This window comes from Sphingopyxis sp. (assembly GCF_034380315.1).
Classification (GTDB): domain Bacteria; phylum Pseudomonadota; class Alphaproteobacteria; order Sphingomonadales; family Sphingomonadaceae; genus Sphingopyxis.
In genome coordinates, this window is sequence record NZ_JAXMPB010000002.1 from 459,741 (window position 1) to 485,132 (window position 25,392).

General features: G+C 67.7%; 22 protein-coding genes. 19 read left to right on the forward strand and 3 right to left on the reverse strand.

What is annotated here, in order from left to right; genetic code table 11:
• The 4 genes from U0S50_RS05250 (at position 1) to lexA (ending at position 3,841) form a co-directional block, all read left to right on the forward strand.
• Positions 1–438: a type II toxin-antitoxin system RelE/ParE family toxin gene (locus U0S50_RS05250; RefSeq protein ID WP_322307705.1), complete on the forward strand. Its 438-nt coding sequence runs from the start codon at positions 1–3 to the stop codon at positions 436–438.
• Positions 439–1,422: 984 nt separating this feature from the next.
• Positions 1,423–1,896 (forward strand): cyclic pyranopterin monophosphate synthase MoaC, encoded by a 474-nt coding sequence (moaC, locus tag U0S50_RS05255; RefSeq protein WP_322307706.1) that lies wholly within the window; start codon positions 1,423–1,425, stop codon positions 1,894–1,896.
• Positions 1,893–3,083 carry a molybdopterin molybdotransferase MoeA gene (locus U0S50_RS05260; RefSeq protein ID WP_322307707.1) on the forward strand — a complete coding sequence of 397 codons (1,191 nt, stop codon included), beginning with the start codon at positions 1,893–1,895 and terminating at the stop codon, positions 3,081–3,083. Before moaC ends, U0S50_RS05260 begins: the two co-directional genes overlap by 4 nt.
• 65 nt (positions 3,084–3,148) lie before the next feature.
• Positions 3,149–3,841 (forward strand): transcriptional repressor LexA, encoded by a 693-nt coding sequence (lexA, locus tag U0S50_RS05265; RefSeq protein ID WP_322307708.1) that lies wholly within the window; start codon positions 3,149–3,151, stop codon positions 3,839–3,841.
• Here lexA and U0S50_RS05270 read toward each other — a convergent pair.
• Entirely contained in the window at positions 3,795–5,957 is a 2,163-nt protein-coding gene (locus tag U0S50_RS05270; protein WP_322307709.1) for a ComEC/Rec2 family competence protein, read from the reverse strand. The two genes, lexA and U0S50_RS05270, sit on opposite strands and share 47 nt — an antisense overlap.
• 71 nt (positions 5,958–6,028) lie before the next feature.
• On the opposite strand from U0S50_RS05270, the gene gltX reads away from it, so the two are divergent.
• The gene (gltX, locus tag U0S50_RS05275; RefSeq protein WP_322307710.1) at positions 6,029–7,510 is read left to right on the forward strand and encodes a glutamate--tRNA ligase; all 1,482 of its coding nucleotides are present in this window, start codon (positions 6,029–6,031) and stop codon (positions 7,508–7,510) included.
• 39 nt (positions 7,511–7,549) lie between these two features.
• Positions 7,550–8,836: a citrate synthase gene (locus U0S50_RS05280; protein WP_322307711.1), complete on the forward strand. Its 1,287-nt coding sequence runs from the start codon at positions 7,550–7,552 to the stop codon at positions 8,834–8,836.
• Positions 8,837–9,054: 218 nt separating this feature from the next.
• Here U0S50_RS05280 and serB read toward each other — a convergent pair whose 3' ends face one another.
• Positions 9,055–9,939 (reverse strand): phosphoserine phosphatase SerB, encoded by an 885-nt coding sequence (gene serB / locus U0S50_RS05285; RefSeq protein WP_322307712.1) that lies wholly within the window; start codon positions 9,937–9,939, stop codon positions 9,055–9,057.
• A gap of 341 nt (positions 9,940–10,280) precedes the next feature.
• Between serB and U0S50_RS05290 the strand changes: the two genes are divergently transcribed.
• The 9 genes from U0S50_RS05290 to U0S50_RS05330 all read left to right on the forward strand — a co-directional run bounded on the left by U0S50_RS05290 (position 10,281) and on the right by U0S50_RS05330 (position 19,214).
• Positions 10,281–10,913, forward strand: a complete 633-nt coding sequence (locus tag U0S50_RS05290) for a LysE family translocator (protein WP_322307713.1) — start codon at positions 10,281–10,283, stop codon at positions 10,911–10,913.
• A gap of 73 nt (positions 10,914–10,986) precedes the next feature.
• On the forward strand, positions 10,987–11,946 hold the full coding sequence (gene miaA / locus U0S50_RS05295) for a tRNA (adenosine(37)-N6)-dimethylallyltransferase MiaA (protein ID WP_322307714.1): 960 nt from the start codon (positions 10,987–10,989) through the stop codon (positions 11,944–11,946).
• Positions 11,947–12,042: 96 nt separating this feature from the next.
• A complete protein-coding gene (ilvB, locus tag U0S50_RS05300) occupies positions 12,043–13,797 on the forward strand; it encodes a biosynthetic-type acetolactate synthase large subunit (RefSeq protein ID WP_322307715.1) in 1,755 nt (584 codons plus the stop codon).
• Positions 13,798–13,801: 4 nt separating this feature from the next.
• Positions 13,802–14,317, forward strand: a complete 516-nt coding sequence (gene ilvN, locus U0S50_RS05305; RefSeq protein WP_322307716.1) for an acetolactate synthase small subunit — start codon at positions 13,802–13,804, stop codon at positions 14,315–14,317.
• A 78-nt stretch (positions 14,318–14,395) separates the two neighbouring features.
• A complete protein-coding gene (gene ilvC / locus U0S50_RS05310; protein ID WP_322307717.1) occupies positions 14,396–15,436 on the forward strand; it encodes a ketol-acid reductoisomerase in 1,041 nt (346 codons plus the stop codon).
• A 175-nt stretch (positions 15,437–15,611) separates the two neighbouring features.
• Entirely contained in the window at positions 15,612–16,748 is a 1,137-nt protein-coding gene (locus U0S50_RS05315) for an 8-amino-7-oxononanoate synthase (RefSeq protein WP_322307718.1), read from the forward strand.
• Complete coding sequence (bioD, locus tag U0S50_RS05320) at positions 16,745–17,356, forward strand: dethiobiotin synthase (RefSeq protein ID WP_322307719.1); 612 nt, start codon at positions 16,745–16,747, stop codon at positions 17,354–17,356. Before U0S50_RS05315 ends, bioD begins: the two co-directional genes overlap by 4 nt.
• A 43-nt stretch (positions 17,357–17,399) precedes the next feature.
• The gene (locus U0S50_RS05325; protein WP_322307720.1) at positions 17,400–18,677 is read left to right on the forward strand and encodes an adenosylmethionine--8-amino-7-oxononanoate transaminase; all 1,278 of its coding nucleotides are present in this window, start codon (positions 17,400–17,402) and stop codon (positions 18,675–18,677) included.
• Between the two features lie 204 nt (positions 18,678–18,881).
• Positions 18,882–19,214, forward strand: a complete 333-nt coding sequence (locus U0S50_RS05330; protein ID WP_322307721.1) for a DUF805 domain-containing protein — start codon at positions 18,882–18,884, stop codon at positions 19,212–19,214.
• Positions 19,215–19,254: 40 nt separating this feature from the next.
• Here U0S50_RS05330 and U0S50_RS05335 read toward each other — a convergent pair whose 3' ends face one another.
• Positions 19,255–19,740, reverse strand: a complete 486-nt coding sequence (locus U0S50_RS05335) for a YHS domain-containing (seleno)protein (RefSeq protein ID WP_322307722.1) — start codon at positions 19,738–19,740, stop codon at positions 19,255–19,257.
• A gap of 170 nt (positions 19,741–19,910) precedes the next feature.
• Between U0S50_RS05335 and U0S50_RS05340 the strand changes: the two genes are divergently transcribed.
• From U0S50_RS05340 to U0S50_RS05355, 4 genes are all read left to right on the forward strand, one after another.
• Positions 19,911–20,345 carry a hypothetical protein gene (locus tag U0S50_RS05340; RefSeq protein WP_322307723.1) on the forward strand — a complete coding sequence of 145 codons (435 nt, stop codon included), beginning with the start codon at positions 19,911–19,913 and terminating at the stop codon, positions 20,343–20,345.
• Positions 20,346–20,514: 169 nt separating this feature from the next.
• A complete protein-coding gene (locus U0S50_RS05345) occupies positions 20,515–23,967 on the forward strand; it encodes a CHAT domain-containing tetratricopeptide repeat protein (RefSeq protein ID WP_322307724.1) in 3,453 nt (1,150 codons plus the stop codon).
• 100 nt (positions 23,968–24,067) lie between these two features.
• The gene (locus U0S50_RS05350; protein ID WP_322307725.1) at positions 24,068–24,727 is read left to right on the forward strand and encodes a YceI family protein; all 660 of its coding nucleotides are present in this window, start codon (positions 24,068–24,070) and stop codon (positions 24,725–24,727) included.
• Positions 24,728–24,875: 148 nt separating this feature from the next.
• Positions 24,876–25,370 carry a rhodanese-like domain-containing protein gene (locus tag U0S50_RS05355; RefSeq protein WP_322307726.1) on the forward strand — a complete coding sequence of 165 codons (495 nt, stop codon included), beginning with the start codon at positions 24,876–24,878 and terminating at the stop codon, positions 25,368–25,370.
• Positions 25,371–25,392 lie beyond the last annotated feature (22 nt).

Below are 25,392 nucleotides of genomic sequence, written 5' to 3' on the forward strand. Positions count from 1 at the left end.
ATGTCGTATGTCGGCTTCGCCTTCACTTCTCGCGCGCTAGATTTCTTGGCGACGCTGCAACCGAAAATTCGGAAGCAGGTCATAAAGAGGGCGAAGGCGCTTCACACTAACCCGCATCCGCAAGGCTCCAAGAAGCTGCACGATGTGGTTACGGACGACGGCGATCCAGTGTATCGTGAGCGTTCGGGCGACTATCGCATCCTCTATGTCGTGCGATCGAATCCCGACGAGGTGCTGATTCTCGACATCAACCACCGGAAGGACGTGTATCGTATGCCCAAGACGAAGACCGAACCCGCCGACCAAATGAAGATGAAGGAAGCGGAGTTTGACGCGATCATGAGCAAAGCTCTTGGCGTCGCGGCCCCTCAGGACGACGAAGAGCAGCCAGCTAAGCGGCTAAGCTCTTACCCGCCGCAAAAGCGGGATAAGTCCTAGGTTTCAAAAACCAGCTTTTGCTGGTTGGGGGCCATACATCCCCTTGGTGTCGCAAAGTGCATAATCGCCCAACATTCCCCGTTATCGCTCCCCCGATGTTCGATAAGCAGGGCATGCCGTTAGCGTCGTCTTTGGGCGCGCGCAAAATCTTAGTGGATGCCTGAATTCGGTCGCAACCGGTCTATAGCCGACGCACCTCCTTTTCCGTTCGTGTCGAGCGAAGTCGAGACACCCATCGATGCGGCGCCTGGCCCGAGGAGCATCTCGACTTCGCTCGATGCAAACGGGTTGAGGAGGCGGAGACGGCGGCTTCGAATTCCCTGCGCCCGCCGTCCCGGCAAGACGGGCGCAGGGACTGTCTGGCGGTGAAAGACTGGCGCTTCTCGTTCAGCGCGGGACAGTCTCCGAAACCAAGAGAATGGGACCGCCGGTATCATGGCAATATCCCATTACCATAGCCGCGCCGGACGATAAAGTTTCGCAATCGCCCACTCGTCCAACAAAGATTGTCCGCCTTGGTTTTTCGGGCGGTTCACCCACCGTTTCCCATCGCGCATAGATGCCAACGCGCTTGCTGCGGCGATCATGGGTCATAACTGACCTGCGCAGGCTGGAAGACGCCGAACCGAATAATGCGCGGCCCTTCCAGTATCCCATCACGCGAACACATTCGCCGCGCAGGGCCTGATAGTCAGCCACCAGAGCTTCAAAGGAGACCGCCCGGGGACGTTCTGGTTGCACTCGGATCGATCAGACCAGGCACCGGTCACGAAGAACTCCTCGCTTGGCGCTTGATCGCTTTCCTGTGCCGAAATCCCGGACGAATTGCCGAGTATCGCAATCGCAGCCAAGAATGGGATTGAGCGCCCTGCCATATATGGTTTGCTATCATAATACGAAACGTCCGCAACCGCTTGCATCCCGTCCGCCCCGTTTCACCATCCCTCTTGCCTTTCGCGCCCCGCATTGCTTCCTTCGCCGCGCATGACCTTGAAACCGACTCACCTCGACGAAACCGGCGCCGCGCATATGGTCGACGTCGGCGCCAAACCCGCGACACAGCGCCGCGCGGTCGCCGGTGGGCGCATCACCATGTCCCCCGCCGCCCTCGACGCCATCCGCGGCGGCAACGCGCCCAAGGGCGATGTGCTGTCGACCGCGCGCCTCGCCGGGATCATGGGCGCCAAGCGCACCGCCGACCTCATCCCGCTCTGCCATCCGCTTGCGCTCACCCGGGTCGGGGTCGATTTCGAATGGCTCGACGACGGGATCGGCGTCACCGCCACCGCCGCGACCACCGGCCCGACGGGGGTGGAGATGGAGGCGCTGACCGCCGCGTCGGTCGCACTCCTCACCCTCTATGACATGGCCAAGGCGCTCGACCGCGCGATGGTCGTCGGCGATATCCGCCTCCTCGAAAAAAGCGGCGGCCGCTCGGGCGACTGGCGCGCGGCGTGACCGGCCTGCTTCCGGTCGAAACGGCGCAGGCCCGGCTGCTGGCGCTGCGCCCATCGCTCGCCTTTGAAAAAATCGACTATGGCAAGGCGCTTGGGCGCTATAGTTCGCACGATATCTTGGCCCGGCGCGACCAGCCCGCCGCGCCGCTCGCGGCGATGGACGGCTATGCGATCGCCTTCGACGATCCGGTGGGGCCGTGGAGCATCGTCGGCGAGGTCGCGGCGGGCACCGCCCCCGATCGCGCCCTGGCACCGGGCGAGGCAATGCGTATCTTTACCGGCGCGATGCTGCCCGTTGGCGCCGACACGGTGATCGCGCAGGAAGATGTCGCCGCCGACGGGGCCATTCTGGCGCTGACTGGCGAGGCGCCGCCGTTTCGCGGGCGCCATGTCCGGCCCCGCGCGTCCGATTTCGCGGCGGGCGCGTGCCTTGTCGCGGCGGGCGAGCGGCTGACCCCCGGAGGGATTGCGGCGGCGATCATGGGCGGCCATGCCGAAATCGCGGTCGGCGGGCGCCCGCATATTGCCATATTGTCGACCGGCGATGAACTGGTGGCGCCGGGCGCCCCGCTCGCCCCCGGACAAATCCCCGACAGCAATGGCGCCATGCTCGCGGCGATGCTCGCGGCGCTTCCCGCCGAGGTTGCGCCGCCGCGCCGCGTGCGCGACGGACGCGCCATATTGTCCCGTGATATCAGCGAACTGGCGCGCAGTCATGACGTCATCGTGACGATCGGCGGCGCGTCGGTCGGCGATCATGACCATGTCCGCGCGGCGCTGGCCGACGCGGGCGGGACGGTCGATTTCTGGCGCGTCGCGATGCGGCCGGGCAAGCCGCTGATCGCCGGGCGGATCGGCGAAACGCTGCTGCTCGGGTTGCCCGGCAATCCCGCCTCCGCCTTCGTCACCGCGACGCTGTTCCTGTTGCCGCTCGTCCGCCATCTCGCGGGCGCGCGGGCGCCGCTGCCGCCGCTGCGCCGCGCGCCGCTCGCCGTCCCCCTCGCCGCGGGCGGCACGCGGCGCGCCTATCTGCGCGCGCTGTTCGACGGAGAGCGGCTGACCCCCTTTACCGGACAGGACAGCGGCCGCACCGCGCCGCTCGCCGCCGCCAACGCGCTGGTCGTCCAGGAAACGGGCGCCGCCGCCAGCCCCGCCGGCGCGCTTGCCGATTTTATCGACATTGCTTGACAAGTTCCGCTCTGTTCCACTATCGTTCTCCTTATGTCCGATACCGGCCTCTTGGAGAATGACCGATGTTGACCGCCAAGCAGCATGAACTGCTCCACTTCATCCAGCAAAAGCTCGACGCGAGCGGAATTTCCCCGTCGTTCGAGGAAATGAAGGAAGCGCTTGGCCTCAAATCGAAATCGGGGATTCACCGGTTGATCAGCGCGCTGGAGGAACGCGGTTTTCTGCGCCGCCTGCCCAATCGCGCCCGCGCACTCGAGGTTTTGAAACTGCCCGACGGCGCCCGGCCCGCGGCGCCGTCCCTGCCGGACAGCCGCGACAATATCGTTCCGCTGCGCAAGCCCGCCCCGGCGATGCGCCCCATTGCCGCGAACGATATCATCGAGGTGCCGTTGCACGGAAAGATCGCGGCGGGCGTACCGATCGAGGCGTTCGAGGATCATAACCAGCTCGCGGTCCCCGCCGCGCTGCTCGGCGCGGGCGAACATTATGCGCTCGAAGTATCGGGCGATTCGATGGTCGAGGCGGGGATTTTCGACGGCGACTATGCCCTGATCCAAAAGGCGAGCACCGCGCGCGAGGGCGATATCGTCGTCGCGCTGGTCGATGGACAGGACGCGACGCTCAAATATTTCCGCCGCGAAGGCGCGATGATCCGGCTCGACCCCGCGAACGCCGCCTATGAACCGCAACGCTACCCCGCCGATCGCGTCATCGTGCAAGGGCGTCTGTCGGGACTGCTTCGTCGTTACCACTGACCTGTTCGGCGGTGCGCCAGGGGTGATCCCCGGCACCGCCCAGCACCGTTTCGATGCTGGGTTTATCCTTTAGATAAAGGATGATGCCGCCCGTTTCGGCCAGGCTGTCGCGATCGATCGTCAACCAGCGCGCCCGGCATTCGCGCGGCAGCCAGCGCGGACTGATCACGACGTCGGCGGCCGCACAGGCCGCCGCCATGTCGCGCCCCTCGACACGGTCGCCGCCATGCGCCGCCAGAATCGTTCGGGCGCCGCCGCCTGCCACCGCCTGTCGCCATCGACAGAAATCGCGGTTGCATTCGACATGCGCAAAGTCGCCGAGCGCGCGCAGCGGCGTATCGACGCCGGCGGTTTCGGCCATCGCGCCGCGAACATAATCGCCCGCGCGCCCGCGCAGCAGGGCATAGCCGCCATCGGGGACACGCGCCGCGACATGGCGCCCGTCGCCGGTGATCAACAGGTCGGGCCGGGGCTGGACCAGCAACACCGCCATCCCGGCGGCGAGCGGAACCGCGCCCAGCCGCCGCCAGCCCGTGCGCCACAACAGCAGCCACAGCCCGCCGGAAACCGCGAGCGCAAAGCCCCATGGCGGAAAGCTGGGCCAGGTGGCGACCGCGCCCGGCGCCCCCGCGACGCCGTGGGCTAGCGCGATCAGCAACTCGATCGCCGTCCCCGCCACCCACCAAAAGGGCGCGCCCAGACCCGCGCTGTCGAACAACAGCGCCAGCGCCTCGGCGGGCATGATGACAAAGGTGGTCAGCGGAATGGCGACGACATTGGCCAGCGCGCCGTACAGGCCGGCCTTGTGGAAATGGAACAGCGCGATGGGCGCCAGCGCGGCCTCGACCACCACGCCGGTCAGCAGCAGCCCCGCCACCCCGCGACCCAGGCGGCGGCCCCACCCTTCGGCGCGCCGCGCCATGAAGGCCCGCACCGGCGGGCTTTCGTGAAGCGCGATGATCGCCGTGACCGCCGCGAAACTCAGTTGAAAGCTCGGCCCCACCAGCGCCTCGGGCCGCCACAACAGCACGATCAGCGCGCCCGCCGCGACCAGCCGCAGGGTCAGCGCCTCGCGCCCGATCAGAAAGGCGGCGAGCACCAGCAGCGCGGCGATGAACGAGCGCAGCGTCGGCACCTCGCCCCCCGCCAGCCATGTATAGCCGCCGCCCGCCAGCGCCGCGACCGCGGCCGCCAGCGGCAGCACCAGCCCGCCGAGCGCAAGGCGCCGGCTGAGCGCCAGCAGCCGCATCGAAAACAGCATGGCAAAACCGACGACCGCGGTGACGTGCAGCCCGCTGATCGACAACAGATGCGCCAGCCCGCTGCGCCGCATCGCCTCTTCGTCGGCGTCCGCGATCGCGCCGCGATCGCCCGTCACCAGCGCGGCGGCGATTCCCCCCGCCGATCCCGGCACCTCGCCCTGGATATGCGCGCTCAGCCGGGCGCGCAGCGGCGCATCGCCGTCGCCCGCGCCCGGCGCGCGCGCGATCGCGCCGAGCGCGCTTCCCACCGCGCCGATCCCGTCGAACCAGGCGCGCCGCGCGAAATCATATCCTCCTGGCAGGCGCGCGGTGGGCGGCGGCATCAACCGGGCGCGCAGCCCGATGCGTTCGCCGGGACGGATGGTTGCGGCCTGCGCGGTCCGGGCCGTCACGCGGATTCGCGGCGGCAGGTCGGGGCGCGACGCGGGGCGCAGGATCAGGCGGATCTGGCCGCGCGCGGGCAAGGGCTCGACCCGTTCGACCTCGGCCGAAAAGGCCGTCACGACGGGCTGGGCCAGCACCGGCGCCGCGACCCACGCCGCGCGTCCCCAGATCAGTATCACCCCCAGGGCGGCGACGGCGCACGCGGCGGCGATCGCCCGCCCGCTGCGCCGGTGCCATCCGATCAATCCCCCGAAAACCACCCCGGCGCCCAGCGCGAGGAGCAGCCCGATCCACTGGCTTCGCATCGGCAACGCGAACCATGCCGCGATCCCGGCGCCCAGCGCGACGGGCAGCCACAGCGGGATGCGTTCGCGCTCGGCCTCCAGCCGCGCCTCCAGCGCCCCGAACCATCGTTGCGCGGTGCGCACCGGGCCTTCGCGAATGGGCGTTTGAAGCTGCCTTGTCGCCATGCTAGGGGCTGCCCCGATCCCGCGTCCGGCGTCCCGTCCGGCGCGCCGCAAACTGAGTGAAAGAGGCCTTGGTGGCAACCGAAATCCCAACCAATCCGGCAGAAGCGACGCCAGAGGCGCACGGTGCCGCCGTGGTGACGCGCTTTGCCCCGTCTCCAACGGGTTATCTGCATATCGGCGGCGCGCGCACCGCGCTGTTCAACTGGCTGTTCGCCCGCCACCACGGCGGCAAATTCCTGCTGCGGATCGAGGATACCGACCGCGCGCGATCGACCGACGACGCGATCGCGGCGATTCTCGACGGAATGCGCTGGCTCGATCTCGACTGGGACGGCGACACGGTGTTCCAGTTCGCCCGCGCCGACCGCCATGCAGAGGTGGCGCGCGACCTGCTGGACAAGGGCGAGGCCTATCGCTGCTACCTCAGCCAGGACGAACTCGCCGCGATGCGGGCAGAGGCGCAGGAAAAGCGCCTGCCCTTCCGCGTGCGCAGCCCGTGGCGCGACCGGGGCGACGGCGACCCCGCCGCGCCGCACGTCATCCGCCTGCGCGCGCCGCAGGACGGCGCGGTGACGATCCACGACCGCGTTCAGGGCGACGTCACCGTCCAGAATGCCGAACTGGACGATTTCATCCTGCTGCGCAGCGACGGCACCCCGACCTATATGCTCAGCGTCGTCGTCGACGATAATGACATGGACGTAACGCACGTCATCCGCGGCGACGATCATCTGAACAACGCCTTCCGCCAGCTGGCGCTGATCCGCGCCATGGCCCGATATCACGCCGACTGGCGCGAACCCGTCTATGCGCATGTGCCGCTGATCCACGGCGCTGACGGGGCAAAGCTGTCGAAACGCCACGGGGCGCTCGGCGTCGATGCCTATCGCGACGCCATGGGCTATCTTCCCGAAGCGGTGAACAATTACCTCCTCCGCCTCGGCTGGGGGCATGGCGACGACGAAATCATCAGCCGCGAACAGGCGGTCGAATGGTTCGACCTCGACCATGTCGGGCGCTCGCCCTCACGCTTCGATTTCAAGAAGCTGGAAAATCTGAACGGCCATTATCTGCGCGAAGCCGACGATGCGCGGCTCGCCGATCTGGTTGCGCCGCGCGTCGAGCGGCTGGTCGGGCGCGCGCTCGGCGCCGACGACCGCGCGCTGCTGACCCGCGCGATGGCGGCGCTCAAGCCGCGCGCCAAGACGCTCGACGAAATCGCCGACGGCGCGACCTTCCTGTTCCAGCCCGACCCGCTGCCAGTGGACGAAAAGGCGGCAGAGGTGCTAAAAGCCGCGCCCGAAGGCCTGCTCGCCGCGGTGACGCAGCGGCTGCGCGCGCTCGCCGAATGGAATAATGAAGAGCTGGAAGCGGCGGTACGCGCCGAGGCCGAAGCCGCCGAACTGGGGCTCGGCAAGCTGGCGCAGCCTTTGCGCGCCGCGCTGACCGGCCGAACGGTTTCCCCGGGAATTTTCGACGTGCTTCTGCTCTTGGGGCGCGACATCAGCCTGGCGCGACTTGACGCAGCGCACAATTTTCCGGCAGGGGCGTAGCAGTTTTCGCTCTCCCGACGTCATAACAGGGGAAAAACCATGACCGACAAGACCGCAAAAATCACCCTGGGGGACAAGATCGTCGACAGCCCCGTCCTTTCGGGAACCGTGGGCCCCGACGTCGTCGACATCCGCAAATTCTATGGCCAGACCGGCGCCTTCACCTATGACCCCGGCTTCACCTCGACCGCCAGCTGCGAATCGAAGCTGACCTATATCGACGGCGACGAAGGCGTCCTGCTCCATCGCGGCTACCCCATCGGCGAACTGGCCGAACATTCCAGCTTCATGGAAGTCGCCTATCTGCTGCTCAACGGCGAACTGCCGAACGCCGGCGAACTCGCGAAATTCGACAACACCATCACCCGCCACACGATGCTGCACGAACAGCTCGCGACCTTCTATCGCGGTTTCCGCCGCGACGCGCACCCGATGGCGATCATGTGCGGCGTGGTCGGTGCGCTCAGCGCCTTTTATCACGACTCGACCGAAATCCACGATCCGTACCAGCGGATGGTCGCCAGCCACCGCCTGATCGCGAAAATGCCGACGATCGCCGCGATGGCTTACAAATATTCGGTGGGCCAGCCCTTCGTCTATCCCGACAACAAGCTCAGCTACACCGGCAATTTCCTGCGCATGACCTTCGGCGTTCCGGCCGAGGAATATGAAGTCGTTCCCGCCGTCGAACGCGCGCTCGACCGCATCTTCATCCTCCACGCCGACCACGAACAAAATGCCTCGACCTCGACCGTCCGCCTCGCCGGTTCGTCGGGCGCCAATCCCTTTGCGTGCATCGCGGCGGGCATCGCCTGTCTGTGGGGCCCGGCGCATGGCGGCGCGAACGAGGCCGCGCTCAACATGCTGCGCGAAATCGGCCGCCCCGAACGCATCCCCGAATATATCGCGCGGGCAAAGGACAAGGACGATCCGTTCCGCCTGATGGGCTTTGGCCACCGCGTCTATAAAAATTACGACCCGCGCGCGACCGTGATGCAGAAAACGGTGCGCGAGGTGTTCGAGGCGCTGAAGGTCAACGATCCGGTTTTCGAAGTCGCGCTTCAGCTGGAGGAAATGGCGCTCAACGACGATTATTTCGTCGAGAAAAAGCTGTTCCCGAACGTCGATTTCTATTCGGGCGTCATCCTGTCGGCGATCGGTTTCCCGACGACGATGTTCACCGCCCTCTTCGCCCTCGCCCGCACCGTCGGCTGGGTCGCGCAGTGGAACGAAATGATCTCGGACCCCGCGCAGAAGATCGGCCGTCCGCGCCAGCTCTATACCGGGCCGACGCAGCGTTCCTATGTTCCGGTCGGCCAGCGCTGACCGGCCGCCAGATCGAAAAGACAAAAAAGGGGTCGCGGCTTGCGGCCCCTTTTTCTTTTTGCGGCCATGCGCGCCTCACGGCAGCCTGCAATCCCTGCCGAGGATAGCCTCGCTCGCGGATAGCCTCGCTGACAGAGCCCCCCTTCAGGGGAAGGGCATGATTCGACGCGAATGGGGCCGTCGCTGAACCGCGCGTCCGCCGATGACGGCGCGGCGTCCTATCCCAGCACCCAGTTGCGCCGCGAATAGCCCTGCGCCCAAAGCAGCGCGGTCAGGTCATGGTGGCGGATCGCGGCGTCGGCGGCGTCGGCGGCGGCGGGGTGCGGGCGATATCCGATCCCCAGCCCCGCGGCGGTGATCATCGGTATGTCATTGGCGCCATCGCCGACCGCCAGCGTGTCGGCGAGCGGCAGGCCGTGCGCCGCCGCCTCGGCGTTCAGCGTCTCCAGCTTGGCGCCCGCATCGACCACCGGGTCCAGCACCTTGCCGGTCAGCTTGCCGTCCGCGATCTCCAGCTCGTTGGCGATCATCTTGTCGAACCCGATCGCCTCGCCCACCGGCCCGGCAAAGGGCATGAAGCCGCCCGATACCAGCACCGCATGGGCGCCATGCGCCTTCATCGTCTGGACCAGCGTGCGCGCGCCGCGGGTCAGCCGCACCCGCTCGCGCCGGCATTCGTCGAGCACCGCGGCGTCCATCCCGGCGAGCAGGCCGACCCGCTCGGCCAGCGCGGCGCGGAAATCCAGCTCGCCCTTCATCGCGCGTTCGGTGATCGCCGCGATCTGGGGCTTCAACCCGGCATAATCGGCCAGTTCGTCGATACATTCGACGGTGATCATCGTCGAATCCATGTCGGCGATGATCAGTTTCTTGGTGCGGTCGCCCAGCGGCTGGACGACGACGTCGAGCGCGCCATGGTCCATTTTCGCGAGCTCGGCCCGCGCGCTCACCAGGCTTCCCGAAAAAACGATATCGGCGGCGTCATGTTCGTCCAGCCAGTGCGGCGCGCCGACATCATGTCCCGTCGCATCCAGCCGGTCGATGGCCTCGCGCACCACTTCGTCGGTCAGCTTTCCGGCTGCTATCAGCGTCGCGACGAACATGGCATTTCCTCTTTCCTGCGGGGCATTCCGGCTTCCTCCTCCTTATCGCGGCCCCCACGCCCAGCGGCAAGAGGGCTTTGGCCTTTCGCGCCAACGAAAATGAACGAATGTCGCCCTAACCCGCCCCCTTGCCGCCGCACCTTTCGCGCCGCGCCGCGCATGGGGGAAGAGGAAGTTCACAGGCGCAAAGAAGCACGCCCATTGCCGCCGCGGCATCAAAGTCCGACAGCCAGCACCAGACCGACGCGCCCCCTGCGACCGACGCGAATATCGGGCGCAACGGAAAGCACCAATGCCCCGCGCCGCGCGCGCGTGGGCACGGATCGCATCAGGAGGATTGGATGCCGCATACCGACAATCTGCTCGCCTTCGCACTTGTCGCGCTCGGCATGGTGCTGACCCCCGGGCCCAATATGGTCTATCTGATCTCGCGCAGCATCTGCCAGGGCCGCGCCGCGGGCATAGTGTCGCTCGCCGGGGTCGCGCTCGGCTTCGTCTTCTACATGCTCTGCGCCGCCTTCGGCATCACCGCGCTCGTGATGGCGGTGCCCTTTGCCTATGACGCGATTCGCATCGCGGGCGCGTTCTATCTGCTCTGGCTGGCGTGGCAGGCCGTGCGGCCCGGCGGCCGGTCGCCTTTCGAAGTGCGCGCGCTCGTGGCCGACCCGCCCGCCAGGCTGTTCCTGATGGGCTTTCTGACCAACCTCCTCAATCCGAAGATCGCGGTCATGTATCTGTCGCTGCTGCCGCAATTCATCACGCCGGACGGGGGCGGCATATTGCGCCAGGCGCTCGCCCTCGGATCGGTGCAGATCGTGGTCAGCATCGCGGTCAACCTCGTCATCGTGGTCGGCGCGGCCTCGATCGCGCATGTCCTTGTCCGGCGCCCGACCTTTGCAACGATCCAGCGCTGGGTGATGGGCACGGTGCTCGCCGGGCTCGCGGTGCGCATGGCGACCGAAGCGCGCCGCTGACCGGCGGCACAGGCGCGCGTACCGCGCCATCTCGCGCACGGTGTCGGTCGCTGCTATCACCGCGGCCGACACCATGAAGCCTTCCTTGTCCTATTGCCGCGACCGCCCCCCACTCGCCCTGATCGCCGGACCGACCGCGAGCGGGAAAAGCGCGCTCGCCGTCGCCCTGGCCCAGCAACTGGGCCGCGCCCAGGTCATCAACGCCGACGCCAGCCAGGTATATCGCGACCTCGCCATCCTGTCCGCGCGCCCGACGGCGGCGGAAATGGCGGGCGTCCCGCACAGCCTGTTCGGCCATGTCGACGGCGCGGCGGCCTATAATGCCGCGCGCTGGGCGGGCGATGCGCGCCGCGCCATGGCCCGGGCGTGGGAGGATGAGGAGGTGCCGATCCTGGTCGGCGGCACCGGGCTGTACCTGCGCACCTTGTTGTTCGGCATAGCGCCGGTGCCCGACATCGATCCCGATATCCGCGCCGCGATCCGCGCGATGGACGTCGCCGAAGCCCATGCCGCGCTCGCCCGCCTCGACCCCGCCGCCGCCGCGCGCCTTGCCCCCGCCGACCGCACCCGCGTCGCCCGCGCGCTCGAAGTGGTGCAATCGACCGGCCGCCCGCTCGCCGACTGGCAACAGGCACGCGAGGGCGGCGTGGCGGATCATGTCGCGCTGACCCCGCTGATCCTGCTGCCGCCGCGCGAATGGCTGCGCGATCGCTGCGACGCCCGGCTGGTCCAGATGTTCGACGGCGGCGCGCTCACAGAGGCACAGGCGCTGCTCGCCCGCGGGCTCGACCCCGACCTGCCGGTGATGCGCGCCATCGGCGTGCCCCAGATCGGCGGGCATCTGGCCGGCGCCCATTCGCGCCAGGCGGCGCTCGAACAGGCCCAGGCGGCGACCCGGCAATATGCAAAGCGGCAGTACACCTGGTTCCGGCACCAGCCGCCCGCCGAATGGCCGCGACACACCGAGTCATTATCCACCGATTCTATCGGTAAACTTGCAATATTATTACGCAATAGAGTGTTGACAGGATAGAATCATACACCTATTGCCCGCCGACTGTTGCAGCGCACAACCGTGCGCCACAGGTGCGTCCCGCGTCGCGGGACCAGGGAAGAAAGGAGCGAGATCGTGACGGAAATGAGTGGTGCCGACATGGTGGTTCAGGCGCTGGTCGATCTTGGGGTCGATACGGTGTTCGGCTATCCGGGCGGCGCGGTCCTTCCCATCTACGACGCGCTCTTCAATCATCCGACGATCAAGCATGTCCTTGTCCGCCATGAACAGGCGGCGACCCACGCGGCAGAGGGCTATGCGCGCACGACCGGAAAGCCCGGCGTGGTGCTCGTCACCTCGGGGCCCGGCGCGACCAATGCCGTCACCGGCATCACCGACGCGCTGCTCGATTCGATCCCGATGGTCGTGCTGACCGGCCAGGTGCCGACGACCCTGATCGGCACCGACGCCTTCCAGGAATGCGACACGGTGGGCATCACGCGCCACTGTACCAAGCATAATTATCTGGTGATGGACCCCGACCGGCTCGGCCCGATCCTGCACGAGGCGTTCTTCATCGCGACCCACGGCCGCCCCGGCCCGGTGGTGATCGACATTCCCAAGAATGTTCAGGTGGCGACCGGCACCTATTCGATGCCCGAAAAGATCGATCATCAAAGCTATCGCCCGCAGGTCGAACCCGATGCGGCGGCGATCGAACAGGCGATTGCGATGATCGCGGCGGCCGAACGCCCGATCTTCTATACCGGCGGCGGCGTGATCAACGCGGGCCCCGACGCCAGCGCCGCGCTGCGCCAGCTCGTCAGCCTGACCGGCGCGCCCGTCACCTCGACGCTGATGGGGCTCGGCGCCTTTCCGTCGGACGATCCCAAGTGGCTGGGTATGCTCGGCATGCACGGCACCTATGAATCGAACATGGCGATGAACCGGGCCGACCTGATCATCGCGGTCGGCGCGCGCTTCGACGATCGCGTGACCGGCCGCCTCGACGCCTTTTCCCCGGATTCGAAAAAGATCCACATCGACATCGACCGCAGCTCGATCAACAAGATCGTCCCCGTCGACCTCGCGGTGGTCGGCGATGCGGGCCGCGCGCTCGATGCGCTGATCGCCGCCTGGGCCGCCAAGGGCCACAAGGCGCGCGACCTTGGCGAATGGTGGCGGCGGATCGACGGCTGGCGCGCGACGCGCTGCCTCGACTTTCCCGAAAGGAAGGAAGCGGACGCCGACATCATGCCGCAGCGCGCGGTCAAGGCGCTGTTCGACGCGACGCGCGGCCGCGACCCGATCATCACCACCGAGGTTGGCCAGCACCAGATGTGGGCGGCGCAGCATTTCGGCTTTTCGGCGCCCAACCGCTGGCTCACCAGCGGCGGGCTCGGCACCATGGGCTATGGCTTTCCCGCCGCCGTCGGCGCCCAGATCGCAAAGCCCGATCGCCTCGTCATCTGCATCGCGGGCGAAGCCTCGCTCCAGATGAACATCCAGGAAATGGGCACGGTCAGCCAGTACCGCCTGCCGGTGAAGATCTTCATCCTCAACAATGAATGGATGGGGATGGTCCGCCAGTGGCAGGAACTCACCTATGAAAGCCGCTATTCGAACAGCTATTCGGACAGTCTGCCCGATTTCGTGAAGCTCGCCGAAGCCTATGGCTGGACGGGCCTGCGCATCGACACGCTGGGCGAGCTCGAGGACGGCATCGCCAAGATGATCGACACGCCGGGACCGGTGATCGTCGATTGCCGCGTCGCGCAGCTCGCGAACTGCTTCCCGATGATCCCGTCGGGCGCCGCGCATACCGAAATGCTCCTCCAGCCGAGCGACGTCACCGGCACGATGGACGACGAAGCCAAGGCACTGGTGTAAACACATGAAAATCAAGACCGAAGCCGGCGAGCGCCATGTGCTCGCCATCACCGTCGACAACGAAGCCGGCGTGCTCGCCAAGATCACCGGCCTGTTCACCGCGCGCGGCTATAATATCGAAAGCCTGACCGTGGCCGACATCTCGTCGGACCATGCGCTCAGCCGCATCACCATCGTCACCAACGGCCCGCCGCCGATCATCGACCAGATCATCGCGCAGCTCGACCGCCTCGTCCCCGTCCACAAGGTCACCGACCTGATCGACGAGGGCGCGCATGTCGAACGCGAGATCGCGCTGGTGAAGGTCGCGGGAACCGGCGACAAGCGGATCGAGGCGCTGCGCATGGCCGATGTGTTCCGGGCCAAGGTGGTCGATACCACGCTCACCAGCTTCATCTTCGAAATCACCGGATCGAGCGACAAGGTCGACCGCTTCATCGCGCTGATGCGCGAATGCGGGCTGGTCGAGGTCGGCCGCACCGGGGTCGTCGCCATCGCCCGCGGGGCAGAGGCGCTTTAGGATTCACGCATCGGGTTTCAATGATCGCCACCCCCGACCAAGCGCCGGGGCGGCAGAAGAGAAATAGGGAAGAATGACATGCAGGTTTATTACGATCGCGACGCCGACCAGGATCTGATCAAGGGCAAGAAGGTCGCCGTCGTCGGTTATGGCAGCCAGGGCCACGCGCACGCGCAGAATATGCGCGACAGCGGCGTGAAAGAAGTCGCGATCGCGCTCCGCCCCGGTTCGGCGACCGCCAAAAAGGCCGAAGACGCGGGCTTCAAGGTGCTTTCGAACAAGGAAGCCGCCGAATGGGCCGACGTGATCATGATCGCCGCCCCCGACGAGCATCAGGCAAAAATCTACGCCGACGACATCGGCCCGAACATGAAGCCCGGCGCGGCGCTCGCCTTCGCCCACGGCCTCAACATCCATTTCGGCCTGATCGAGGCGCGTGCAGACATCGACGTCTTCATGGTCGCGCCCAAGGGCCCCGGCCACACGGTGCGCAGCGAATATCAAAAGGGCGGCGGCGTTCCCTGCCTGATCGCGGTGGCACAGGAAGCACAGGGCGCGGCGGCTTCGGGCAATGGCTATGCCAAGGCGCTGGCCCTCTCCTACGCCTCGGCCGTCGGCGGCGGGCGCAGCGGCATCATCGAAACCACCTTCAAGGAAGAGTGCGAAACCGATCTGTTCGGCGAACAGGCGGTGCTGTGCGGCGGCATCACCCACCTCATCCAGGCGGGTTTCGAAACGCTGGTAGAGGCGGGCTACGCCCCCGAAATGGCCTATTTCGAATGCCTCCACGAAACCAAGCTGATCGTCGACCTCCTGTATGAAGGCGGCATCGCGAACATGCGCTATTCGATCTCGAACACCGCCGAATATGGCGACATCAAGACCGGCCCGCGCATCATTACCGACGAAACGAAACAGGAAATGAAGCGCGTTCTCGCCGACATCCAGTCGGGCCGCTTCGTCAAGGATTTCGTGCTCGACAACCAGGCGGGCCAGCCCGAACTCAAGGCCAGCCGCAAGGCCGCCGCTGCGCACCCGATCGAACAGACCGGGGAAAAACTGCGCGCGATGATGCCGTGGATCGCCAAGAACAAGCTGGTCGACAAGGCCAAGAACTGACGAAACACCCCTCCCCATGCTAACATCATGGGGAGGATAATCCTCCCGGCGCCAGCGGGGATGGCAGACATGCCGATCGGCATGTCGCCCGGGCAATCTCCAGATACCGGCTCCCCTTCGGGGCCGGTCGCTGGGGATTGTTTCATTTGGTTTCCGGCGACGGATGAAAGGCACAATGGCCAGCAACTTCTTCTCCGCCCATCGCGCCGATCTCGCCGCGCTCGCGGCAGAGGATCGCCGCCGCGCGCTCATCGCGCGCGCGGGGGTCGATTTTGCCTCCAACGACTATCTCGCGCTCGCGGGCTCCTATGCGCTGGCAGAGGCGCTGGCGCGCGGCGCGGCGCTCGGCATACCGGCGGGGTCCGGCGGCTCGCGCCTGCTGCGCGGCAATCATGCCGAACATGAAGCGCTCGAGGATTATGCCGCCCGCCATTACGGCACCGAATCGGCGCTCTTCTTTCCCACCGGCTTTGCGGCCAATGCCGCGCTTTTCGCTGCCCTGCCACAGCGCGGCGACCTCGTCGTCCATGACGAGCTGATCCACGCCAGCGCCCATGACGGGATGCGGCTGGGGCGCGCCGGACGGATCGATGCGCGCCACAATGATCCGCAGAGCTTCGACGACCTCATCGCCCGCTGGCGGCGCGGCGGCGGCACCGGAACGCCGTGGATCGCGGTCGAAAGCCTCTATTCGATGGACGGCGACCGCGCGCCGCTCGCCGATCTTGCCGCCGTCGCACGGCATCGCGACGCGATCCTGATCGTCGACGAGGCGCATGCGACGGGCGTTTACGGGCCCGCGGGCCAGGGGCTGGCGCATGATCTGGGCGACCGCGACAATCTCATCACCCTTCACACCTGCGGCAAGGCGCTCGGCTGTGAAGGCGCGCTGGTCTGCGGCCCGGCGATCGTCCGTGACTTTCTGGTCAATCGCGGCCGCCCCTTCATCTTTTCGACCGCGCCCTCGCCGCTGATGGCGTGGCTTGTCCGGCAGGCGCTCGAGATCGTCGCCGACCAGCCCGAACGCGCCGCGCGCCTCCACGCGCTCGTCCGCCACAGCGAAAAGCGGCTGGCCCGGCTCGGCCTTCCCTCCAGCGGGTCACAGATCGTCCCGGTGATCATCGGCGACAATGCCCGCGCGATGCGCGTTGCCGCCGCGCTGCAGGAAGCGGGCTTCGACATTCGCGGCATCCGCCCGCCCACCGTGCCCCAGGGCACGGCGCGGCTGCGTCTCGCCATCACGCTCAATGTCGACGAAAGCGACATCGACACGATGACCGATGCGCTCGCCGCCGCTATGGCGGGGGCATGACCCGCAGATTCATCGTCACCGGCACCGACACCGGCATCGGCAAGACCATTTTTTCCGCGGCGCTCGCGGGCGCCCTCTCGCTCCCCTATTGGAAACCGATCCAGTCGGGGCTGGAGGAGGAAAGCGACAGCCAGGCCGTCGCCCGCCTCGCCGGGGTGCCCATCCATCCAGAGGCTTACCGCCTCGTCACCCCCGCCTCGCCGCACCTCGCCGCCGAAATCGACGGCGTCACGATCGACGCCGACGCGCTGGTGCCGCCGCCGGGCGACCTGCTGATCGAGGGGGCGGGCGGCGCGCTGGTCCCCGTCACCCGCGCCATCCTCTACGCCGACCTGTTCGCGCGCTGGCAGCTGCCGGTGATCGTCTGCGCGCGCACCGCGCTCGGCACGATCAACCACAGCCTGCTGACGATAGAGGCGCTGCGGTCGCGCGGCGTCCCCATCCACGGCGTCGCGTTCATCGGCGATGCGATGCCCGACAGCGAAGCGACGATCGCCCAGATCGCGGGCGTCCGCCGCCTCGGCCGCCTGCCGCTCGTCGATCCGCTGACGCCGCAAACGCTGGCACAGGCCTTTGCCGCCGGTTTTGACCTGGCGGACTTTCGTTGATCCCTGCGGCTTCCCCCGTCCCCCATGGGAACGACAGGATAATATGACCCCTCCTCCCCCATCCCCCGTCTGGCACCCCTTCACCCAGCATGGCCTGGGCGAGCCGATCCCGCTGATCGATCGCGCCGCGGGCGCCCGCCTCTATGACGCCGACGGCAACAGCTGGATCGACGCCATTTCGAGCTGGTGGGTGACGACCCACGGCCACGCGCACCCGCGCATCATGGCGGCGATCCGCGCCCAGAGCGAACGGCTCGACCAGCTCATTTTCGCGGGCTGGACGCACGAGCCCGCCGAAACGCTCGCCGCCGAACTCGTCCGCATCACCCCCGATCCGCTCACCCGCGTCTTTTTCTCCGATTCGGGCTCCACCAGCGTAGAGGTCGCGCTGAAAATGGCGCTCGGCTACTGGTTCAACATCGGCGCGGCGCGGCACCGCATCCTCGTCCTCGAACACAGCTATCACGGCGACACAATCGGCACGATGTCGGTCGGCGAACGCGGCGTCTATAACCGCGCCTGGCAACCCTTGCTGTTCGACGTCGGCACCATCCCCTTTCCGCACCAGGGGATGGAACAGGCGACGCTCGACGCGCTCGAGGCCGCGTGCGCGGCGCGCGATGCCGGCGATGCGCCCGCCGCCTTCATCGTCGAACCTTTGATCCTCGGCGCCGGCGGAATGCTGATCTATCCCGCCTGGGTGCTCGCCGAAATGCGCCGCATCTGCGCGGCGCACGGCGTCCTGTTCATCGCCGACGAGGTGATGACCGGCTGGGGCCGCACCGGCACGCGCTTCGCCTGCGACCAGGCCGGGGTGATCCCCGACATCGTCTGCCTGTCAAAGGGGCTGACCGGCGGCGCCCTGCCGCTCGCGGTGACGCTGTGCAGCGAACCGGTGTTTCAGGCGCATTATTCGCCCGACCGCGCGCGGACCTTCTATCATTCGTCAAGCTATACCGCGAACCCGATCGCCTGCGCCGCCGCCAATGCCAATCTCGCCATCTGGCGCGACGAACCGGTGCAGGCCCGCATCGACACGCTGGCGGAGGCGCAGGCGGCACATCTGTCGATCCTCTCCAGCGACCCGCGCGTCGAAAATCCGCGCCGCCTCGGCACCATCGCGGCGTTCGACATCAAGGTCTCCGACGCGGGCTATCTCTCCACCCTCACCCCGCGGCTGATCGCCTTCTACCGCGACCAGGGAGTGCTGCTCCGCCCGCTCGGCAACAGCGTCTATGTCATGCCGCCCTATTGCACGACCCCCGACGAACTGGCGCAGGTCTGGACCGCGATCGCGGCGTCGCTCGACATCGCGGGCTGATCCCGAAAAGGCGCCCATCGCGCGCGCATTCCAGTCATTGTGTTCGCCGAAAAGGATGATAGCTTCGCCCGCGCCGACCAGAAGCAGCAGGAGGCTGCATTCGTCGTCGCATTTTGGGGAAAAGGGGACGTCATGGAATGGATGATACTGCCGTTTTAGCGCTACGCTGACTTTTCCGGTCGATCGCGCCGGAAGGAATATTGGATGTATACGCTGTTCTGCATCCTGCTTTTGCTCGGCCTGTTCCTGTTGTTCGGCCTGTTCGGCGGCTTTGCCGACGCCGGGAGCGGCGGCATCATGTCCACCGCGATGATGATCCCGCTGGGCATCTTCGCGCTGGCGACCATCATTCCCTCGATCGCGGTCGCCGTTCGGCGTCTGCACGATCAGGACAAATCGGGCTGGTTCTACCTCCTCAGCTTCATTCCCTATGTCGGGGGGATCATCCTGCTGGTGTTCATGTGCATCGACGGCACCCGCGGCCCGAACCGTTTCGGGCCGGACCCCAAGGGGGGCAGCGCCGACATTTTCGAATAAGGGCTGCGCGCCCCTTCCCCGGCGGGAAGGGGCGGCACGCTCACCCGCCGAACTTGGCGTCGGCGGGCATTTCGGCCCAGTTCTTTTCGGCGGCGGCGATAAAGCCCGCGCGGTCCTGGTCCCAGCGCGCCTTCACCTCGGCGTTGAAGTTCAGATATAATTTTCCGTCGACGACCGCATATTGGGTCGGGTCGCCCGGCGCCAGATAGCCGCGCGCCATCGCCCATGCGCAATGCCCGCCATATTGCGGCATGAACGCCGCGGGGTCGGCGGCAAAGCGCGCCGCATTCTCGGCGCTCGCGAAATGATAGACCGCGCCGTCGTGCGCCACGACATGGTCGGCCTTGCCCTTCACCGGCACGCCGTCGCCCTCGAAATAGCTGACCGCGTCATAACCGCTCACCGCGACATCGCCGCCGTCGACCCCGACATAGACCGGCGCGGCATAGGCCTGCGGCAGAAAGGCGCCAAGGGACAGCGGCAGCACCGCCGATGCCAGCAGCGCGAACAGATATTGCTTCTTCATCTTCGTCTCCGGGTGGCGGCGCGGCCCGATGCCGCCGCCGCGTCCCACTGCCATTCGCCGCCGGGCGCCATGCGGTTACAGGACGCGCGCCCGCCCGCCCGTTCGGCCAAGGTTCATCTGCCGGGGCATAGCCATGGCGGCCGAGGATCGATCGAGGGACGCCGCACATCATGAACACCCCTCCCGTCCCGCTGCTCTCCGCCCTGCTGCTGCTCGCGGCGCCCATGTCCGCCACGGCGCAGACCGTGCACGCCGCCCCGGCCGACGACGATGCCAGCCTCGCCCAATCGGCCGAGCCGCCACAGAAAACCTCGATCCTCGTGACCTTCGGCAACGAACCCTGCCCCGAGGCCGAGGGCGAGGAAATCATCGTCTGCGCACAGCAGCCCGAATCCGAACGCTATCGCGTACCCAAATCGCTGCGCGGACAGGAGGAGGAGGAGGCACCGGCCGGCGGCGGCAGCTGGGCCTCGCGGGTCGAAGGCTATGACAATATCGCGCGCGCGACCCGCCCCGACAGCTGCTCGCCGGTCGGCAGCTATGGCTTTTCGGGCTGCGCGGCGCTCGCGCTGCGCCAATGGTTCGAGGCACGCCGCGCGCCCTGAACGGCGCGCCCGACGCAAGACGCTTCCACCCGCCCCCTTCTCTTCCCCCTTCCCCCTTCCCCCTTCCCCCTTCCCCCTTCCCCCGCCGCTGCCGCGCGCAAAGCGTCCGCGATGAATTGCGGCGCCGCGGCCAAGCCGTTACCAAGGCGCCTTGGGGGGAGAAGGATCGATGATCGGGGGATGGATGCTGCGGCTCGCGCCGCTTGTGCTCGCGGCGCTGGCCCTGCCGGGTGCCGCGCTCGCCCAGATCGCGGCCGATCCGCCCGACATCGCCGCCAAGAAACAGCAGATTTTCAATGCTCCGCTCGACCAGCGCGCCGCGCTTGGCGACGAATTGCTCGCGCTGATCGCCCGCCATCACGGCGTCGACAGCGATGCCTATGCCGCCCAGTTGATGCTGCACGCGACCGACCTCAACTTCGCGCGCCGCTCGGCCGAGGCGCAGCAGGCGATGGAGCGCGCCATCGCCATATTGACGCGGCTGCACGGCCCCGACCATATCGCCACCGCCCGCGCCCAGCGCGACTATGCCGCGACGCTGATCATCAACGGCTTTCGCGACCGTGCCGAGGCGCCGTACCGCGCCTATATCGCCGCGATGACCGAGGAAGCCTATGGCTGCGGGCGGATCAAACAGGTGCCGGGCGGCCGCATGGTCATGGGCTGCGCCACCGACGAAAAGGATCTGGGCGACGATCTGGTCGGCTATGGCCAGCTGCTCGTCGATCTCGACCGTCCCGACGATGCCGTCGCGGCGTTCGAAGCCGTGATCGCACGCTTCCAGCCGCGCTGGGACGGGTGCGGCGGCGCCGAATGGGGAACGCGCTGCGACCGCGCCGCCTTCAACCGGCGCGACTTCATGAATGATTTCGCGGGCTTCCTCGTCCGCATCGGGCGCGGCGAACGCGGGCGCGCGATTTTCCGCGACAATCTGCTGCCCCGGCTCGAAGCACTGCCGGGCTGCGCGGCGGACGATTGCCGCGCCGATTACTGGTTGCTGCGCGACTATGGCCGCTACCGCGCCGCGCTGGCGGCAAGCGACGCGGGCGCGGCGCGCGCCTTCGACGCGCGCTGGCTGCCCGTCCTTGCCGCCGATCCCGCCTATGCACGCGGCGCCGCCGACGATGCCGCATCGGACGATCGCGACTATCGCCGCGATGTCGGCGAAATCGCCGCCGCATATGCGAAGGACGCGATCGCGGCGGGACAGGCCAGCCCCGCCCGCGCGCTGCTCGAACCGCTCGGCCTCGCCGAACTGGTCGCCGCCGGACAGGATGATGCCGCGCGCGCCGCGCGCCTCGCGGCGCTGGAAAGCGACCATGACGCGCGCTCCTATTCGGATCACGACGGCCGCGCCGCGATCCGCCGCGAACAGGCCGATCTTCTGCGCGCATGGCATGGCGAAACCTCCGCCGAATATGGCGACGCGCTGCGCGCCGTGGCGCTCGACCTGCGTGCCGCGGGCGACCCGGCGGCGACCGAGGATTATTTCCGCCGCTCGCTCGCGGTTTTCCGTACCGGCTTTGGCGACGATCATTTTCGCACCCTGAATGCCCTGTCCTATCTGTCCGACTGGCTGGCCGATCAGGGGCGCAAGTCCGACGCCGCGACGATCCTGGCAGAGGTGCTGGCCGCGCCCGCCAACGACCAGAGCGAGGTTTACGCCGACCCGGTGCGCGCCGCGCTGCTCGCCAGCGGGCTCGGCGCGCTCAACGACCCGCACGGCACGCTCAACGAGCTCAAGTCCGATCTGGCGCGGCTGACGATCGAAACCGGCGGCGACATCGGCACCGCACTTGCGGCGGCGCGCCATGCCGCGACCGGCAAGCGCGCGTGGCGCCGTTCCTTCGGCTTTTCGCTGGGGGACGAGGCCGCCTATGACATGGCGATCGACGATAATTTCCTGTTCAACGTCGGCCATCCCTATGCGGGCTATTTCACCCTGTTCGCCGATGCGCTGTGGGCGGCGGACGCGCGCGGCGCGGCGGCGGCAGAGGAAGCCTTCCTGGCGTTGCAGGAGGCACAGATGGGCACCACCAGCCGCGCGGTCGCCAAGGCGGCGGCCGAACGCACGCTGGCGCAGGCGGGGGTTTCGGCGCTGCTGACCGAACGCAAGGCGGTCGATGCCGACGCCGCGCGGCTCGAACAGGAAAGCCGCTTCATCACCGCCGCCGACGAACAGGAACGCCAGCGGCTGATCCGCCTCAACCTCGGCGCCCAGCAGCGCCTGGCCTTTCGCCGGACGGAAATCGACCAGGCGATCGCCCGCGCCGCCCCCGGCTATTTCGAACTGGTGCGGCCACAGGCGCTCAGCCTCGCCGATGCGCGCGCGCTGCTCGCCCCGGACGAGGCGTTGTTGATGATCGTGCCGACCGCCTTCGGCACCCACAGCCTGCTGGTCACGCGCGACGGGATCGACTGGCACCGCAGCGCGCTGACCGAGGGCGAGCTGGCGGGCCATGTCCGCCGCCTGCTGTGGGACGTCGGCGCCAGCATCGACGTCACCGCGCAGGAGGAGGAACGCTGGTCGATGGAGGGCGAAGGCGACTTCCCCTTCGATCGCGCCACCGCCTGGCGCCTCTATGAACAGCTCATCGCCCCGATCGAGGGCGGGCTGGCGGGCAAACGCCACCTGTTCACCGCGTCCAGCGGCGCGCTGTCCTCGCTCCCGCTCGGCATTCTCGTCACCCGGCCGCCGGCCGGCATCGACGGCGACCCCGCCGCGCTGCGCGCCACGCCCTGGTTCGCCGACAAGGTCGCGCTGCTCCAGCTTCCCTCGCTCCAGTCGCTGCAACTGCTGCGCGCGGTCGGCGACCGGAACGAGGCGCGCGCGGGCACCGCGATGGTCGGCTTTGGCGATCCGCTGCTCGACGGTGCCTCGGCGCCGCGCGGCATCGGCGGGCGCAATCGCGGAACGCGCAGCGGCGTCGGCCTGTCGATCAGCGCCGGTCTGCAACCCGCGGCGGGCGACGGTCCGCCGCTCGCCGACCCCGCCGCGCTGCGCCGCCTCGCCCGCCTGCCCGGCACCGAAAAGGAACTGAAGGCGATGCAGGCGCTGCTCGGCACCGACGCGGCGCGCCTCTATCTCGCCGACAGCGCGACCGAAACCAATGTAAAGCGCGGAAAACTGACCGGCCTGTCAGTCCTTTTCCTCGCGACCCACGGGCTGGTGGCGGGCGAGATCGGCAGCGTCGCCGAACCGGGGCTGGTCTTTACCCCGCCGCGCACCGCCACCGCGGCCGACGACGGGCTGCTCACCGCGTCCGAAATCACCGGGCTCGACCTCGGCGCGCGCTGGGTGATCCTGTCGGCGTGCAACACCGCGGCGGGCGACGGCAGCCAGGGGGCGCCGGGGCTGTCGGGACTGGCGCGGTCCTTCTTCTTCGCGGGCGCCGAAAGCCTGCTCGCCTCGCACTGGCCGGTGCGCGACGATGTCGCCTCGGTCCTCACCGTCCGCCTGTTCGAATTGATGCGCGAAAACCCCGGCCTGTCGCGCGCCGAGGCGCTGCAACGCGCGATGCGCGAGGTGCGCGACGATCCGCGGTCCGATCCCTTCCTCAACAGCTGGGCGCATCCCAGCGCCTGGGCGCCCTTCTCGCTGATCGGCGACGGGATCGACTGATCGCGGCGCGGCCGGAAACGCTGCGTTTCGCGGGCGGATAATTGACCGCACGGCGCGCGCTGCCTAGCTTCGCGGCCTTCCAAGACAGGAGAATTCCCCCATGCGCCGCTCGCTTCCGTTCGCCGCCTTTGCGCTGGCCGCCGCCGCCGTCACCATTGCCGCCGTTCCCGGCGTCATCGCCCAGGCACCGCCGCAGCTTCCCGGCGTCCCGGACAAGGCGCGCGTCGCCGCCGGAACCTATGCCGCCGACCCCGGCCACACGATGGTCGTGTGGACGGTCGATCATTTCGGCTTCAGCCCCTATACCGGCATTTTCGGCGACGTGACCGGCACGCTGGTCATCGACCCGGCCAATCCCGCCGCGGCAAAGGTCGATGTCGCCATACCCGTCGCGCGGGTCACGACCGCCAGCGCCGGGCTGACCGAGCATCTGCTGCGTGCCGGAAAGGACGGGGCAAAACCCGATTTCTTCGGCCCCGCCGCCGCCGATGCGCGCTTCGTGTCGACCCGCGTGGTCCTCGACGACGACGGCGACGAGGCGCAGGTGACGGGCAATCTCACCCTCAACGGGGTGACGCGGCCGGTGACGCTCGACGTCGCGTTCCACGGCGCGGGCACCAACCCCTTCAACAAGAAGGCGACGGTCGGTTTCCGGGCCGAAACGACGATCCGCCGCAGCGATTTCGGGATCAGCTATGGCATCCCGGTCGTCAGCGACGCGGTCGCGCTTGAAATCCACGCCGCCTTCGAAAAGCAATAATCCCTTCCCCGCCCCCTTCCTTCCCTGCCCCCGCATGCGCCTGCCTGCACCGAAAAAGGGGCCCGTGCGGGACGGACGGGGGCGGGCGGTTCATCTCCCGTCCATCAACCGCAGCCTAGATTTCGCTCCGCTTTACGGGAGGATATTCATGCACCGCAGGTTGCTCATCGCTTTCGCGCTCCTTGCCGTTCCCGCCCCGGCCCTTGCCCAGGCCAATCCGCAGATCGACTATCCCGGCTTCGCCGCGCTGACCGGCGATGTCGCCCCGCATCGCGCCTCGCGCCTCATCCCCTTCGACCGTTTCAAGGCAGAGGCCGCCCGCCCCGGCGCGCTGGTGCTCGATGCGCGGTCAAAGGATGCCTTTGCCGCGGGCCACATCGCGGGCGCGGTCAACCTGCCGCTCACCGACTTCACCGCCGCCAGCCTCGCGGCGGTGATCGGCGCCGATCCGAACCGCCCCATCCTCATCTATTGCAACAATAATTTCATGAACGATGCGGCGCCGGTGCCGATCAAGCTGGCGCGGCTGTCGCTCAATATCCAGACCTTCATCAACCTCGTCGGCTATGGCTATCCCAATGTCTGGGAACTGGCCGATATCGTCGATTTCAACGATCCGGCGGTCGGCTGGGTCGCGGGCTGACCCGGCGCCCCCTCTCCCCCCC

Bases quoted from the DNA above. Each gene is read 5' to 3' on its own strand.
- ilvN (WP_322307716.1), top strand. From the start codon at position 13,802: ATGAAAATCAAGACCGAAGCCGGCGAGCGCCATGTGCTCGCCATCACC.
- bioD (WP_322307719.1), top strand. From the start codon at position 16,745: ATGACCCGCAGATTCATCGTCACCGGCACCGACACCGGCATCGGCAAG.
- U0S50_RS05350 (WP_322307725.1), top strand. From the start codon at position 24,068: ATGCGCCGCTCGCTTCCGTTCGCCGCCTTTGCGCTGGCCGCCGCCGCC.
- U0S50_RS05250 (WP_322307705.1), top strand. From the start codon at position 1: ATGTCGTATGTCGGCTTCGCCTTCACTTCTCGCGCGCTAGATTTCTTG.
- serB (WP_322307712.1), bottom strand. From the start codon at position 9,939: ATGTTCGTCGCGACGCTGATAGCAGCCGGAAAGCTGACCGACGAAGTG.
- U0S50_RS05355 (WP_322307726.1), top strand. From the start codon at position 24,876: ATGCACCGCAGGTTGCTCATCGCTTTCGCGCTCCTTGCCGTTCCCGCC.
- moaC (WP_322307706.1), top strand. From the start codon at position 1,423: ATGACCTTGAAACCGACTCACCTCGACGAAACCGGCGCCGCGCATATG.
- U0S50_RS05280 (WP_322307711.1), top strand. From the start codon at position 7,550: ATGACCGACAAGACCGCAAAAATCACCCTGGGGGACAAGATCGTCGAC.
- U0S50_RS05335 (WP_322307722.1), bottom strand. From the start codon at position 19,740: ATGAAGAAGCAATATCTGTTCGCGCTGCTGGCATCGGCGGTGCTGCCG.
- ilvC (WP_322307717.1), top strand. From the start codon at position 14,396: ATGCAGGTTTATTACGATCGCGACGCCGACCAGGATCTGATCAAGGGC.
- U0S50_RS05270 (WP_322307709.1), bottom strand. From the start codon at position 5,957: ATGGCGACAAGGCAGCTTCAAACGCCCATTCGCGAAGGCCCGGTGCGC.
- U0S50_RS05315 (WP_322307718.1), top strand. From the start codon at position 15,612: ATGGCCAGCAACTTCTTCTCCGCCCATCGCGCCGATCTCGCCGCGCTC.
- U0S50_RS05330 (WP_322307721.1), top strand. From the start codon at position 18,882: ATGTATACGCTGTTCTGCATCCTGCTTTTGCTCGGCCTGTTCCTGTTG.
- U0S50_RS05340 (WP_322307723.1), top strand. From the start codon at position 19,911: ATGAACACCCCTCCCGTCCCGCTGCTCTCCGCCCTGCTGCTGCTCGCG.
- U0S50_RS05345 (WP_322307724.1), top strand. From the start codon at position 20,515: ATGATCGGGGGATGGATGCTGCGGCTCGCGCCGCTTGTGCTCGCGGCG.
- U0S50_RS05325 (WP_322307720.1), top strand. From the start codon at position 17,400: ATGACCCCTCCTCCCCCATCCCCCGTCTGGCACCCCTTCACCCAGCAT.
- lexA (WP_322307708.1), top strand. From the start codon at position 3,149: ATGTTGACCGCCAAGCAGCATGAACTGCTCCACTTCATCCAGCAAAAG.
- U0S50_RS05290 (WP_322307713.1), top strand. From the start codon at position 10,281: ATGCCGCATACCGACAATCTGCTCGCCTTCGCACTTGTCGCGCTCGGC.
- miaA (WP_322307714.1), top strand. From the start codon at position 10,987: ATGAAGCCTTCCTTGTCCTATTGCCGCGACCGCCCCCCACTCGCCCTG.